This is a genomic window from Ideonella sp. A 288 (assembly GCF_002198735.1).
GTDB lineage: Bacteria > Pseudomonadota > Gammaproteobacteria > Burkholderiales > Burkholderiaceae_C > Pseudaquabacterium.
Genome location: NZ_MWLO01000128.1, coordinates 1 through 12,856 on the forward strand (window position 1 = coordinate 1; position 12,856 = coordinate 12,856).

The 12,856-nt window shown below is 71.3% G+C and carries 12 protein-coding genes; 7 read left to right on the forward strand and 5 right to left on the reverse strand.

What is annotated here, in order from left to right:
- Nucleotides 1-16 precede the first annotated feature (16 nt).
- The gene (locus EOINJALH_RS16325) at nucleotides 17-1,030 is read right to left on the reverse strand and encodes a S1C family serine protease (protein ID WP_088281928.1); all 1,014 of its coding nucleotides are present in this window, start codon (nucleotides 1,028-1,030) and stop codon (nucleotides 17-19) included.
- A gap of 79 nt (nucleotides 1,031-1,109) precedes the next feature.
- On the opposite strand from EOINJALH_RS16325, the gene EOINJALH_RS16330 reads away from it, so the two are divergent.
- On the forward strand, nucleotides 1,110-1,946 hold the full coding sequence (locus EOINJALH_RS16330; protein ID WP_088281930.1) for a TatD family hydrolase: 837 nt from the start codon (nucleotides 1,110-1,112) through the stop codon (nucleotides 1,944-1,946).
- Nucleotides 1,947-1,975: 29 nt separating this feature from the next.
- Here the strand turns inward: EOINJALH_RS16330 and EOINJALH_RS16335 are convergent, their stop codons facing one another.
- Nucleotides 1,976-2,785 carry a mechanosensitive ion channel family protein gene (locus EOINJALH_RS16335; RefSeq protein ID WP_088281932.1) on the reverse strand — a complete coding sequence of 270 codons (810 nt, stop codon included), beginning with the start codon at nucleotides 2,783-2,785 and terminating at the stop codon, nucleotides 1,976-1,978.
- 40 nt (nucleotides 2,786-2,825) lie between these two features.
- On the opposite strand from EOINJALH_RS16335, the gene EOINJALH_RS16340 reads away from it, so the two are divergent.
- Entirely contained in the window at nucleotides 2,826-3,353 is a 528-nt protein-coding gene (locus EOINJALH_RS16340; protein WP_088281934.1) for a DNA-deoxyinosine glycosylase, read from the forward strand.
- Nucleotides 3,350-4,132 carry a spermidine synthase gene (locus EOINJALH_RS16345; protein WP_088281936.1) on the forward strand — a complete coding sequence of 261 codons (783 nt, stop codon included), beginning with the start codon at nucleotides 3,350-3,352 and terminating at the stop codon, nucleotides 4,130-4,132. Before EOINJALH_RS16340 ends, EOINJALH_RS16345 begins: the two co-directional genes overlap by 4 nt.
- A 24-nt stretch (nucleotides 4,133-4,156) precedes the next feature.
- Here EOINJALH_RS16345 and arfB read toward each other — a convergent pair whose 3' ends face one another.
- Nucleotides 4,157-4,561, reverse strand: a complete 405-nt coding sequence (gene arfB, locus EOINJALH_RS16350) for an alternative ribosome rescue aminoacyl-tRNA hydrolase ArfB (protein ID WP_088282223.1) — start codon at nucleotides 4,559-4,561, stop codon at nucleotides 4,157-4,159.
- Between the two features lie 47 nt (nucleotides 4,562-4,608).
- Here arfB and EOINJALH_RS16355 point away from each other — a divergent pair, with 47 nt between their 5' ends.
- The 4 genes from EOINJALH_RS16355 (at nucleotide 4,609) to EOINJALH_RS16370 (ending at nucleotide 10,350) form a co-directional block, all read left to right on the forward strand.
- The gene (locus tag EOINJALH_RS16355; protein WP_088281938.1) at nucleotides 4,609-5,223 is read left to right on the forward strand and encodes a LysE family transporter; all 615 of its coding nucleotides are present in this window, start codon (nucleotides 4,609-4,611) and stop codon (nucleotides 5,221-5,223) included.
- Between the two features lie 15 nt (nucleotides 5,224-5,238).
- Entirely contained in the window at nucleotides 5,239-5,772 is a 534-nt protein-coding gene (locus EOINJALH_RS16360) for a methylated-DNA--[protein]-cysteine S-methyltransferase (RefSeq protein ID WP_088281940.1), read from the forward strand.
- A gap of 245 nt (nucleotides 5,773-6,017) precedes the next feature.
- Nucleotides 6,018-8,921: a CheR family methyltransferase gene (locus EOINJALH_RS16365; protein WP_158219792.1), complete on the forward strand. Its 2,904-nt coding sequence runs from the start codon at nucleotides 6,018-6,020 to the stop codon at nucleotides 8,919-8,921.
- 97 nt (nucleotides 8,922-9,018) lie between these two features.
- On the forward strand, nucleotides 9,019-10,350 hold the full coding sequence (locus EOINJALH_RS16370; RefSeq protein WP_088281944.1) for a HAMP domain-containing sensor histidine kinase: 1,332 nt from the start codon (nucleotides 9,019-9,021) through the stop codon (nucleotides 10,348-10,350).
- Between the two features lie 59 nt (nucleotides 10,351-10,409).
- Here the strand turns inward: EOINJALH_RS16370 and EOINJALH_RS16375 are convergent, their stop codons facing one another.
- Both EOINJALH_RS16375 and EOINJALH_RS16380 read right to left on the reverse strand, forming a co-directional pair.
- Nucleotides 10,410-10,796: an FKBP-type peptidyl-prolyl cis-trans isomerase gene (locus EOINJALH_RS16375; RefSeq protein ID WP_144290064.1), complete on the reverse strand. Its 387-nt coding sequence runs from the start codon at nucleotides 10,794-10,796 to the stop codon at nucleotides 10,410-10,412.
- 100 nt (nucleotides 10,797-10,896) lie between these two features.
- Nucleotides 10,897-12,729 carry an acyclic terpene utilization AtuA family protein gene (locus tag EOINJALH_RS16380; RefSeq protein ID WP_088281948.1) on the reverse strand — a complete coding sequence of 611 codons (1,833 nt, stop codon included), beginning with the start codon at nucleotides 12,727-12,729 and terminating at the stop codon, nucleotides 10,897-10,899.
- Between the last annotated feature and the right edge of the window lie 127 nt (nucleotides 12,730-12,856).

The window sequence follows — 12,856 nt, forward strand, 5'->3', positions numbered from 1 at the left end:
GGATGGGGTGGCGGGGTCAGAACGGCGGCAGGCCGGCGGCTCCGGCAGCGTTCTCGATGGGCACCGCAAAGCCGATGCCGATGAAGGTGCGCTGCTGGTTGGGGTTCATGATGGCGGTGACGATGCCCACCACGTGGCCGTCGAGCGTGACCAGCGGCCCGCCGGAATTGCCGGGGTTGGCCGCGGCGTCGAACTGGATCAGGTTGGACAACATGCGCTTGCCCTCGGGCGAGCGGAACTCGCGCTTCAGGCCCGACACCACGCCGTACGAGGCCGAGGGCCCGATGCCGAAGGGGAAGCCCACCGCCACCACGTGGTCGCCGGGCACCAGGCCGCCGGTGGAGCGCATGGTGGCCGCGTGCAGGTCGTCGGGGATCACCAGCGCCTGCAGCACGGCCAGGTCGTCCTGCGCCTGGATGCCGACGATGGTGGCGTCGGAGTCGGTGCCATCGGCGAAGGTGACGGTGATGCGGTCGGCGCCCTGCACCACATGCAGGTTGGTGAGGATCAGGCCCTTGTCGACAATGACCACGCCGGTGCCGACGCTGCGGCCGGCCTCGTCGGGGTCGGCGTCCACCTTCGGGTGATCGGCCGGGATCTTGCCGCCGGTCTTGCGCTTGCCGTGGGTGCCGGATGCCGTGCCGGCCGGCGGGTTCTGCCGGCCCACCACGCGCACCACCGACGGCAGCACCGCGGCATAGGCGGCGGCCGCGGCCGAATTGAGCGGCTCCTTGGCGATGGAGTCGCGCATGGCCGTGTCGATCTGCTCGAAGCTCAACGGCCGGATGATCTTGCCCGTCCAGGCCGGCCAGCCGGCCAGCAGGGCCAGCAGCAGGGCGCCTGCGGCCCACAGCCAGCGTTCACGACGGTGCACCGCCCGTGCCCAACGCGACGGCGGTGCGGCAGGCTCGGGCTGTGACGGCTCTGCCGCGGCGGGGGCGGCGTCTGCGCCGGGTGGCACCGCATCGCCTGCGGGCGCGGCGCGCGCGGGACGCAGGGGGGAACGGCTGTACAGCGGCGTGCGGGCCATCGTCACCGGCTCCGGCAACCGGCTCCGGGCTGCCCGTTGCCACGGTACCACGGGCTCGGCGGTCGTGCATCATGGGGGAATGCCCCCCTGCTGGATCGACACGCACTGTCACCTCGATGCTGCCGAGTTCGACGCCGACCGCGCCGAGGTGCTGGTCCGCGCGCGCGGCGCCGGCGTGGCGATGCAGGTGCTGCCGGCGGTGGAGGTGGCGAACTTCGACAGCGTGCGCCGGCTGGCGCACGCCGAGGGCCTGGCCTATGCGCTGGGCATCCACCCGCTGTATGTGGACCGCGCCGCCGACGACGCCCTCGACCGCCTGGCCGACGCGCTGAAGGCGCACCGCGGCGACCCGCGGCTGGTGGCCGTCGGCGAGATCGGGCTGGACGGGTTCGTGCCGGGCCTGGACCTGGCGCGGCAGGAGCGCTTCTACCAGGCCCAGCTGGCCCTGGCGCGCGAGGCCGGGCTGCCGGTGATCCTGCACGTGCGCCGCTCGGCCGACGGGCTGCTGAAGGGGCTGCGGCGCATCGGTGTGGCCGGCGGCATCGCGCACGCCTTCAATGGCAGCCGTGCACAGGCCGACGTGTTCGTGGGGCTGGGCTTTGCGCTCGGCTTCGGCGGCGCGATGACCTTCGACCGCGCGCTGCAGATCCGCCGGCTGGCGGCCGAGCTGCCCGACGCGGCGCTGGTGCTGGAGACCGACGCGCCGGACATCCCGCCGCATTGGCTGTACCGCACCGCGGCACAGCGCGCGGCCGGCGAGCGCTCGCGCAACGAGCCGGCCGAGCTGCCGCGCATCGCGGCCGAACTGGCCGCCTTGCGCGGCTGGACGATCGAGCACACCGCGGCGGTCACGGCCGCCAACGCCGGGCGGGTGCTGCCGGGGCTGGGGGCGCTGATGCCGCGCGTGTCACCTTGACGGGGACGGCGCGGGCGGGCCCGCGGCGGTCAGCGGTTGCGCGGCGCGATGGGCGTCTCGGGCACCGGGTAGCCCGCCGCGCCAAAGGTGGCGACCACGGCCTTGTGCGTGTCGAAGTACACCTGCCAGTAGTGGTCGTTGTGGGTGTAGGGGCGCACGCACAGCAGCGGGCCTTCGGGCGTGAAGCCCATGATCTCGATGTCTGGCGCCGGGCTGGCCAGCACGTTGGGGATGGCGGCGATGGCGGGCTTCAGGCGCGCGATGGCGTCGGTGGGGCTGACGCTGTTGTCCACCTTGGCGCTGCAGTCGACGCGGCGATGCGGCAGCGTCGAGTAGTTCTGGATGCTCTCCGAGAAGACCTTGTTGTTGCCGACGATGGTCATCACGTTGTCGGGCGTGACGATGGTGGTGCCGAACAGGCCCACCTCGTGCACCGTGCCGGTGACGCCGCCGGCCTGCACGAAATCGCCCACCTTGAAGGGCCGCAGCACCTGCATGAACACGCCCGCGGCGAAGTGGCCGAGCAGCCCGCTCCAGGCGGCGCCGATGGCCAGGCCCGCGCCGGCCAGCAGGGCGGCGAACGAGGTGGTGCGCACACCGAAAATGTCGAGCACGGCCAGCACCAGCACGATCGTCAGCACCACGCTGATGATCGAGCTGAGGTACTTGGCCAGCGTGGCGTCGATCTTGTGGCCGCGCGAGACGACCCCATTGAACGCCTTCACGACCAGGCTGATGACCCAGCGGCCGATGATCCAGGCCGCGAGGGCCCCAAGCAGCTTCAACGCGAAGTCCACCCCCTGGGTGCTGAGAAAATTGATGACTGTTTCGACGTACATGGCTTCCTCCTGCGGACTCGACCGGATTGAATCGGCCCGCATGATGGCAGAGCCTGGTGACAAGTTTCCCCGTCCAAAGGTTTGGACGGGCCTGTCGGCGCAGGCACCGGCGGGCACGCGGCTGCTCGTGCTGGGCAGCTTTCCCGGGGTGGCGTCGCTGAAGGCGCAGCAGTACTACGGCCACCCGCGCAACCACTTCTGGCCGATCCTGTCGGCGCTGTGGCAGGTGGACCTGGTGGCCATGCCCTATGACGCCAGACTGGCCGAGCTGGCGCGGCGTGGCCTGGGCCTGTGGGACGTTTACGCCCGCTGCAGCCGCGAGGGCAGCCTGGACAGTGCCATCCGCGATGCCGAACCCAATGACCTGATCGGCCTGGCCGCCACGCTGCCGGCGCTGCAGGCCATCGCCCACAATGGCGGCGAGTCGGCCCGTGCGATGCGGCTGACGCGTGCGCTGGGCCTGCCGGTCTACCGCCTGCCGTCCACCAGCCCGGCCAATGCCAGCTGGTCCTTCGAGCGCAAGCTCGCCGCCTGGCGCGAGGTGTTCGCCGCGCATGGAGTGTCATGAGCACGAAGAAGAGCAAGGCCACCCAGGCCGGTGCCACCATCTCCGAATTCGACGGCGTGCGCTATCTGCACCTGGGCACCGACTGGGTGCAGGGCGCGATGCGCATCCGCAAGCCGCGGCAACTCGAACTCGAGTACGTGCAGCGCATGATGGCCTGGATGCTGTGGCGTCCCACCGAGTTGCTGGACCAGGGCCATGCGGTGCAGCTGGGCCTGGGCGCCGGCGCCATCACCCGCTTCGCGCACCAGGTGCTGCGCATGCGCACCACCGCGGTGGAACTCAATGCCACGGTGATCGACGCCTGCCGGCTGTGGTTCCACCTGCCCGACGACGATGAGCGCCTGGCCGTGGTGCACGGCGACGCCGCCGCCTGGGTGGCCGACGCGAGCCACCTGCTGTCGGTGGACGTGCTGTGCGTGGACCTGTACGACCACGAGGCCGCGGCGCCGGTGCTGGACGACGAAGCCTTCTACGCCGCCTGCCGCGGCGTGCTGGCGCCGGGCGGCCTGATGACGGTGAACCTGTTCGGCCGAGATTCGAGCTTCGACCGCAGTGCCGGGCACATCGCGGCCGCCTTCGGCAGCGACCAGGTCTGGCAACTGGCGCCGACGAAGGAGGGCAACACCATCGTCGTCGCCGGCCACGGCGTCGAGGTGCCCGACCGCGACACGCTGGTGCAGCGTGCGGCGGCCATCGAGTCGCGCTACGCGCTGAAGGCGTCGAAGTGGCTGCGGCTGGTGAAGCCCTGGCGGCCGGCGGTGGACGGCGACGGGGGCTGAGGGCCAGGCGCCGGGGTCCGGGCGCTACTCGCTGACGCGCCCGCGCAGCGCCTTGACCTGCCCGCGCTGCACCTTGCCTTCGACCCGTCGACGCTGCGACGAGCGTGTCGGCTTGGTCGGCCGGCGCGTCTTGGGCACGTGCGCCGCGGCGGCGATGAGTTCGCGCAGGCGGTCGATGGCATCCTGCCGGTTCATCTCGAGGCTGCGGTGCGACTGCGCCTTGATGACGACCACGCCGTCGCGGTTGATGCGCTGGTCGCCCAGCACCAGCAGCCGCTCCTTCACCGCGTCGGGCAGCGACGAGGCGCCGATGTCGTAGCGCAGGTGCACCGCGTTGGACACCTTGTTGACGTTCTGGCCGCCGGCCCCCTGGGCGCGGATGGCCAGGATCTGCATCTCGTGCTCGGCGGGCTCGGGGACGGGTGGCATCATCGCGGGATGGCCGCGCAGGGCAGCGCGGCAAAAAGGAGCAATCGATGTTCGGTGTGGCCGACTATGGCGCATTCGTGGTGGCAGTGATTGTGTTCCTGGCGATCCCGGGGCCGGGCAACCTGGCGCTGATCACGTCCACCGCCAAGGGCGGGGTGGTCGGCGGGCTGGCGGCCACGCTGGGCGTGATCCTCGGCGACCAGGTGCTGATGTGGCTGGCCGTGGCCGGCGTGGCGGCGGTGCTCACCGCGTCGCCGATGGTCTTCAACGGCGTGCAGTGGCTGGGGGCGGCCTACCTGGCCTGGCTGGGCTGGCGCATGATCACCACGAAGGCCGGCGACGCCCCGGTCATCGAGATCCGCGCTGGGCAGTACGTGCGCCAGGCGCTGGCCATCACGCTGCTCAACCCCAAGGCCATCGTGTTCTACATGGCCTTCTTCCCGCTGTTCGTTGACCCGGCCCGCCACCAGGGGCTGCTCACTTTCGGTGTCATGGCCGCCACCATCGCCGCGCTCACCTTCCTGTACGGCCTGGGCATGGTGCTGCTGGTGCGCCACTTCGCCGAGCGGCTGCGCGCCAGCCCGCGGGTCACGCAGTGGCTCAACCGCGCGGGGGGCACGCTGCTGGTGGGCTTCGGGCTGAAACTGGCCCTTTCGCGCTGACCAGGGGCTTGCGCGGTGGCCGGCTGGTGCTGTTTCGACACCGCCCTGGGCCCCTGCGGCATCGCCTGGGGCGATGAGGGCATCGTCGGCTCGCAACTGCCGCAGGCCACGCCCGAGGCCACGCGCGATCGAATGAGCCGGCGCTTCCCGGCACTGTCCGAGGCCGACCCGCCGGCCGAAGTGGCCGCCGCCATCGCCGGCGTGCAGGCGCAACTGCGTGGCGAGCGCTGCGACCTGTCGGCCGTGCGGCTGGACCTGCGTGGCGTCAGCGCCTTCCACCAGCGCGTCTACGCCCTGTCGCGCGAGCTGCAGCCGGGGCAGACCACCACCTATGGTGAACTGGCCGAGCGCCTGGCCGATGCCGGGCTGGCACGCGCCGTGGGGCAGGCCCTGGGCCTCAACCCCTTCGCGCCGATCGTGCCCTGCCACCGCGTGCTGGCCGCTGGTGGCCGCAGCGGCGGCTTCTCGGCAGAGGGTGGCGCGCAGACCAAGCTGCGCATGCTGGCCCTCGAGGGGGCGGCCCCGAACGGGCAACCCTCGTTGTTCTGAGCACCCGACGGACCGGTGGCACCCGGCCCGCGTCGCGGCGCGGCGAGGAACCCCCAACACGGTGCACCGACGGACGCTCGAGCGTGAGCACAAGTCGTCACGAAACGTCAGGTGAGTTTGACAATGGCCCTGACTTGATTCCTGTCAAATAACATTCTGAACGCGGGTCCGTACCATTCACGACGTCACGGAGGCGATTCATGGACGAGGGGCCGGGTTCGGCTGAAGTACCGCAGCCCGGCGCTATGGCAAGCCCACTGGGGTTGAGCCGCAGCGACGGCCAGTGGGTGGTGGCGGTGGGCGCGTCGGCCGGTGGGCTCGAGGCCTTGCAGCGCTTCTTCGCCGACATGACCTCGCCGACCAATGCCGCGTTCGTGGTGCTGCAGCACCTGTCGGCGGACCACAAGTCGATGATGATCGAGCTGCTGGGCCGCCACACCAGCCTGCCGGTGCGCACCGCGCAGGCAGACGAGCCGCTGCTGGTGGACAACATCTACCTGCTGCCTGCGGGCGTGATGATGCGCATCGAGTCCGGCCGGCTGGCCTTCGCGCCCAAGCCGCCGCACGGCGTGTCGCTGCCGATCGACCTGTTCTTCCACTCGCTGGCCGAGGCGTCCGGCGACCACGCCATCGCCGTGGTGTTGTCGGGCTCGGGTTCGGATGGCGCCGCTGGTGCCCCCGCGGTGCGGGCGGCCGGTGGCTACGTGCTGGTGCAGTCGCCCGAGAGCGCCAAGTTCGACAGCATGCCGCGCAGCGCCGTGGCGGCCACGCAGGTGGACGTGGTGGCGGCGCCCGAAGAACTGGCCGCCAAGGTGCTGGACCTCACCCACGGCCGCGCGGCACGCGTCGGGCAGGGCGAGATGGTCGATGCCAGTGCGGCGAAGCCGGCGCTGCAGGTGATCTACGAATCCCTCGAGCGCAACGGCGGACTCGACTTCAGCGAGTACAAGCTGCCCACGGTGATGCGCCGCATCGAGCGCCGCATGATGCTCACCGGCAGCGCATCGGTGATCGAGTACGCCGACCGGGTGGCCGCGTCGGCCCAGGAATCCGAGGCCTTGCGGCGCGAACTGCTGATCCCGGTGACCAGCTTCTTCCGCGACCCCGAGGCCTTCGCGGCCTTGCGCCAGCAGGCCCTCGAGGCCATGGTGGCCTCCTACACCGGCGACCGGCCGCTGCGCGTGTGGTGCGCCGGCTGCGCCACCGGCGAGGAGGCCTACACCCTGGCCATCTCGCTGCTCGAGGTGTGCCACGGCGCGCAGCGCTGGCCGGCCATGAAGGTGTTTGCCACCGACGTCGACCAGCGCTTCCTCGACGTGGCCGGCCAGGGCTCTTACCCGATCGGCGCCGCCGCGGGGCTGACACAAGAGCGCCTGGCGCGCTGGTTCACGCACGACAACGAACGCATCGTCGTCAAGCCCGAACTGCGGCAGATGGTGCTGTTCGCGCGGCACAACCTGCTCGAGGACGCACCGTTCACCAAGATGGACCTGGTGGTCTGCCGCAACACGCTGATCTACTTCCAGGCCGAACCGCAGCAGCGTGTGATGCGCCGGCTGCAGTACGCGCTGAACCCGCGGGGCGTGCTCTTCCTGGGCTCGAGCGAATCGCTGGGCGCGCTGCAGCCCGACTTCACCGCCATCGACGCCAAGCACAAGCTTTACCGGCTGATCCGGCCGGTGCTCACCGCGCTGGCGCTGCACGACGGATTCACGCGGTCGGCCACGGCGCTGCGCTCGCGCTCGACCAAGGTGGCGGTCAGCAGCCCCAGCGGAGACGGCGTCGTGGAAGCCGCCGGCCAATGCCTGATGCGCGACTACGTGCCAGCCAGCCTGCTGGTCAACGCCCAGCGGCAGATCGTGCATGCCTGGGGTCCCACGCAGACCTACCTGCGCGTGCAGGAGGGCGGCGTCACCATGGACGCGCTGCGGCTGATGCCGCCGCGGCTGGCGGCGGTGGCCGGGCATGCGCTGAACGTGGTGATGAAGCAGTCCGAGATCTTCCGCTCGTCGCCGACGGCGGTGGACGTCGACGGCGTGCCGGTCGAGATCATCGTTGTGGCGCGGGCCATGCAGGCCGCTGAACACGAAGGATATGCGTTGCTCAGCCTCGAGCCCACCGGCCGGCAGCTGGCGCCGTCCGACCTGTCGGCGATGGCCGGTGCCGGCTCGCTCGACCACCTGGCCCTGCTCGAGCGCGAGCTGGCGGACACCCGGCTCAACCTCGAAAGCGGCATCGAGGAGCTGAAGGTCGCCAACGAAGAACTGCAGAGCACCAACGAGGAACTGATGTCCTCGAACGAAGAGCTGCAGAGCACCAATGAAGAGCTGCAGTCGGTGAACGAGGAGCTGTACACCGTCAATGCCGAGTACAACGCCAAGCTCGAGACGGTGAACATGCTGATGGCCGACCTGGAAGGCATGTCCCAGGCCACCGGCATCGCCACGCTGTTCGTCGACGAGCACCTGATGCTGACGCGTTTCACCGCCGAGGCCACCACGCTGTTTCGCCTGCGGCCGGGTGACGTCGGCCGCTCGATCGAGGACTTCTCCAGCGCCGTCATCTACCCGCAGCTGGTCGATGACCTGCGCCACACCATGCTCACCGGCGAGCGCCGGGAACGCGAGGTGCTGGGACCGCACGGCGTCTGGTACCTGGCCCGGGTGCTGTCCTATGGCCAGCGGGCCAATGGCACACGGCGCATGGTGATGAGCTTCGTCGACGTGTCGCGGGTGCGCGATGCCCGGCGCATGCAGGTGCTGATCGACGCCCTGCCGCTGCACGTGGCCGTGCTCGACGCCCAGGGCACGGTGCAACTGGTCAACCATGCCTGGATCCGCTTCGCCGAGGACAACGGCGACCCCGGCGGTCACAGCACCGGCGTCGGCGTCAACTGCCTGGCCGTGCTGGCGCGGTCCACCGAACCGCAATCGGGGCATATCCTGCGTGGGCTGCAGCAGGTGCTGGACGGCGCCATGCCCGAGTTCGTGTGGACCTACCCGTGCCATTCGCCCCTAGAGCAGCGCTGGTTCACCCTGCACGCCCGGGCCCTGGCCTGGCCCGACGCGGGCCTGGTGCTGGCGCATTACAACGTCACCGACTGGGTGTCGCGCGCGGGCGAGCCGCTGCCGCTGACGACCATCACATGAGCACGCATTGCCATCCCCAGGGCGACGACCGGAGGGCGCCGCCCGAAGGCAGCCCACCAAGCACCTCCGGGCCGCTGGAAGCGCGAAGGTCCGTCCCGTGAGCGACGACGAACCGCAGGCCCACGACGTGCTGCTGGCGCGTGCGCTCGACGCGGTGCGCGATGGCCGCCTCGGGGTGGCCGAGGAGGTGGTGGCCCGCTCACCGGGCATCACGCTGGGCGCGGTGCTCGAGCTGTACCGCCACGAGCTCGAGACGCAGGTGCAGCAGTTGTCCGAGAGCCTGCAGCTCACCGAGGCCGCGCTGGGCTGGCATGCGGCCGTGCTGCGGCGCCTGCCGCTGCCGGTGCTGTCGCTCGACGGCCTGGCCCGCATCGTCGAGGCCAACGATGGCGCGCATGCGCTGCTGGGCTTCGACGAGGACATGCTCAAGCTTGCCCAGCCGATGCGCCGGGTGCTGGCGGACGCCGCGTCGGAAGGCCGGTTCGTCGAGGCCCTGCGCTCGGCCGAGTTGGCGGCCGGCGTGACCAGCCTGCCCGGCGTGGCCATTGCCACCACCGACGGCCGGCAGCTGTGGGCCGACGTGCAACTGATGCGCGTGCCGCCGCGCCACGACGGACGCGACACCCGCTTCCTGTGCGTGCTGCAGGACCGCACCGAGCACATCCTGGCCGAACAGGCCAGCAGGGCGGCGGCCGATGCCGAGCGCCGCCGTGACCTGGCCGAGAGCGCCAACCAGTCCAAGACCGAGCTGCTGTCGCGGGTGAGCCATGAGTTGCGCACGCCATTGAATGCGGTGCTGGGCTTCTCGCAGTTGATCCTGATGGACGAGGAGAAGCTCGAGCCGCGCACCGCGGCACAGATCCGCCACATCAGCGAAGCCGGCCGGCACCTGCTGTCGCTGGTGGACGAGGTGCTCGACCTGAACAAGGCCGAGGCCGGCACCCTGAGGCTCGACCTGGGGGCGGTGACGCTGGCGCCGCTGCTCGATCAGGTGATCGAACTGCACGGGCCCGCCGCCGCGCCGATGAACCTGCACCTCTCGGTCGATCTGGCGCCGGATGCGCGCACGGCGCAGGCGCATGCCGACCCGCGCCGGGTGCGCGAGGTGCTGAACAACCTGGTCAGCAACGCCGTCAAGTACAACCGCCGCGACGGCTGGGTGGTGGCCCGCGTCTCGGTGGACGGGCCGCAGGTGCGCATCGACGTCACCGACAGCGGCATCGGCATCAACCGCAGCCAGAAAGAGCACCTGTTCGAGCCCTTCAACCGGCTGGGCGCCGAGCAGCTGCGCGTCAGCGGCCACGGCCTGGGCCTGAGCATCTCGCGGCGCTTGGCCGAGGCCATGGGTGGCCGGCTCGAGGCCACGTCCGCGCCGGGCCTGGGCAGTTGCTTCAGCCTGTTCCTGCGGCGCTGGGGTGACCCGCGTTGAACGTGCCGAACGCGCGACCGCGGCTGCGGCGCGCGGTCAGCGCGGGCCGGTGAGCCCGCTCAGCGCTTGTTGATGCCCAGCAGTTCCACCTCGAACTGCAGCACCGCGTTCGGCGGGATGGTGCCGCCGGCACCGCGCTCGCCATAGGCGATGGCGCTGGGGCAGGTGAGCTTGGCCTTGCCGCCCACGGCGATGCGCTGCACCCCTTCGGTCCAGCACTTGATGACGCGGTTCAGCGGAAACTCGGCCGGGCTGCCGCGGCTGTAGGAGCTGTCGAACTCCTTGCCATCGGGGAAGGTGCCGCGGTAGTGCACGCGCACCGTGTCGGTGGCCTGCGGGCTGGGGCCGGTACCGTCCTTGATCGAGCGATAGACCAGGCCGCTCGGCGTGACCACGGCGCCGGTTTCCTTGGCGGCGGCACCATCCCGCCGAACGCGGTGCTGCAGTTCGAGGTGGAACTNGCAATGGCGCAGTTGCTGCTGGAGATGCCGGTGGCCTTGACCGACGCGGTGGCGACCAGGGAAAGGGCAATCAGCAGTCGACGCATCACGGAACGGCTCCATCTCGGGTTGGGGCCGTGATCATCGCATCCCGGGCCAGGTCGGCCGCCACCGCGTCGGTCAAGGCCACCGGCATCTCCAGCAGCAACTGCGCCATTGCCTTGCCCAGCGGGTCGAGGCGCAGCGACACCGGGCCGCCGCCATCGAGCGCCTCGTGCAGCACCAGGTTCATCGCGGCCAGGCCCGGCAGGTGGAAGCGCTCGACGCGGCCCTTCACCAGGTGCCCCAGCCAGGCCGCCACCGCCTCGGGCGTGACCTGCTGCCACAGCAGCGGCAGCCACTCGGGCCGCCGGGCGATCAGGCCGATGTTCGACAGGTCGCCCTTGTCGCCGCTGCGCGCCCAGGCCAGGCGCACCAGGGGCACCCAGCGGTGGGCGTCCACCGCGCCGGCGACGGGAGGATCGGGCAGTGGTGTCGGCGGACGTGCGGGTGCCGCGGTCGCGGACATCGGCACCTCGAGCCGCAGGTGGCCCATCTGCACCACGGGCACGACGGCATCTCTCGCGACGGCGAAGCTGCAGGGCGCGATCAGCGGCTGCACAGGCGGGCGTCCGCCGCCAGCGCCGGTGGTGCCGGGCGACCAGGAGGTGCCGGCGGGCGCGATCTCGCGCGCGAACAGCTCCAGCGGCTCGCGCTGCGCATGGTGCACGGCCACGCGCAGCAACACCTCGCGTGGCGGCCGCGCGGTGGCGTGCGGGCCGTAGCTGGCCTCGGCGCCCAGTACCTCGAGGCGGCTGGCGGCCATTGGTGCCCAGCCGCGCTGCGCGAAGAGCTCGCCCACGCGCTGCAGGATGGCGTCGCCGGTGCGGCGCGCCTTGGCCGCGGCATCGATGCCGACGATCGTCAACGTGCCGGTGCAACGCCAGCCGCGCATCGCCGTGGCGCTCACTTTGAGGGTTGGCGGCGGCGCCGAGCCCCGGGCGCCACGCACCTGCACGCGGTCGGGGCCGATGGCCTCGATCGTCACCTGGCGGAAGTCGCAGGCGACGTCGGGCAGCAGGTAGGCGCCGGGGTCGCCGATTTCGTACAGCAGTTGCTCGGCCACCGTGGCGCGGCTGACCAGGCCGCCGGTGCCCGGCGCCTTGGTGACGACGAAATTGCCGTCCTCGGCGCACTCGACGATCGGGTAGCCGATGTGGGCCCAGTCGGGCACCGTGTCCCAGTCGGTGAACAGGCCGCCGGTGGCCTGGCAGCCGCATTCGATGATGTGGCCGGCCAGGCTGCCGCCGGCCAGGCGGTCGAAGTCGTCCATCGACCAGCCGAAGTGGTGGATCAGCGGCCCCAGCGTGACCGCGCTGTCGACGCAGCGGCCGGTGATCACCACGTCGGCGCCTTCGGCCAGCGCGCGGGCGATGGGCAAGGCGCCGAGGTAGGCGTTGGCGCTGAGCAGCGGGTCGGGCACCGGCGCGCCGCTGAACAGGTCGGCCAGGCCCTGCGCCCGCAGCGCCGGCAGCACCGGGCGCAGGTCGTCGCCCTCGACCACGGCGATGCGCACGGCCAGGCCCAGCGACGCTGCCAGCGCCGACAGCGCGTCGGCGCAGGCCCGCGGGTTCACGCCGCCGGCGTTGGCCACCACCTTGATGCCGCGGGCGACGACCTCGGGCAGCACCTGGGCCATGGCGCTGTCGACGAAATCGGTGGCGTAGCCGGCGGACGGGTTCTTGCGCTGCGCGCCCACCAGGATGGCCATCGTCGTCTCGGCCAGGTAGTCGAACACCAGCACGTCGATCAGGCCGCTGTGCACCAGTTGCGGGGCGCCCACGCACGAATCGCCCCAGAAGCCGGAGGCGCCGCCGATGCGCAGGACAGGTCGGGTCATTGCAGTGCTCCTTCGATGCCGTGGAGGGTAGGCCGGCCGGGCGCGCCGGTCTTGCGCACAGTGGCTGCCAGCCGCTGGCCGCAAGACCCGGCGGGCGGTACGGGGGTATCGTCGCGCGACAGACTGT

Excerpts from the sequence above, each read along its gene's own strand:
- EOINJALH_RS16325 (WP_088281928.1), bottom strand. The coding sequence starts at position 1,030 with ATGGCCCGCACGCCGCTGTACAGCCGTTCCCCCCTGCGTCCCGCGCGC.
- EOINJALH_RS16330 (WP_088281930.1), top strand. The coding sequence starts at position 1,110 with ATGCCCCCCTGCTGGATCGACACGCACTGTCACCTCGATGCTGCCGAG.
- EOINJALH_RS16335 (WP_088281932.1), bottom strand. The coding sequence starts at position 2,785 with ATGTACGTCGAAACAGTCATCAATTTTCTCAGCACCCAGGGGGTGGAC.
- EOINJALH_RS16340 (WP_088281934.1), top strand. The coding sequence starts at position 2,826 with ATGATGGCAGAGCCTGGTGACAAGTTTCCCCGTCCAAAGGTTTGGACG.
- EOINJALH_RS16345 (WP_088281936.1), top strand. The coding sequence starts at position 3,350 with ATGAGCACGAAGAAGAGCAAGGCCACCCAGGCCGGTGCCACCATCTCC.
- arfB (WP_088282223.1), bottom strand. The coding sequence starts at position 4,561 with ATGCCACCCGTCCCCGAGCCCGCCGAGCACGAGATGCAGATCCTGGCC.
- EOINJALH_RS16355 (WP_088281938.1), top strand. The coding sequence starts at position 4,609 with ATGTTCGGTGTGGCCGACTATGGCGCATTCGTGGTGGCAGTGATTGTG.
- EOINJALH_RS16365 (WP_158219792.1), top strand. The coding sequence starts at position 6,018 with ATGGCAAGCCCACTGGGGTTGAGCCGCAGCGACGGCCAGTGGGTGGTG.
- EOINJALH_RS16380 (WP_088281948.1), bottom strand. The coding sequence starts at position 12,729 with ATGACCCGACCTGTCCTGCGCATCGGCGGCGCCTCCGGCTTCTGGGGC.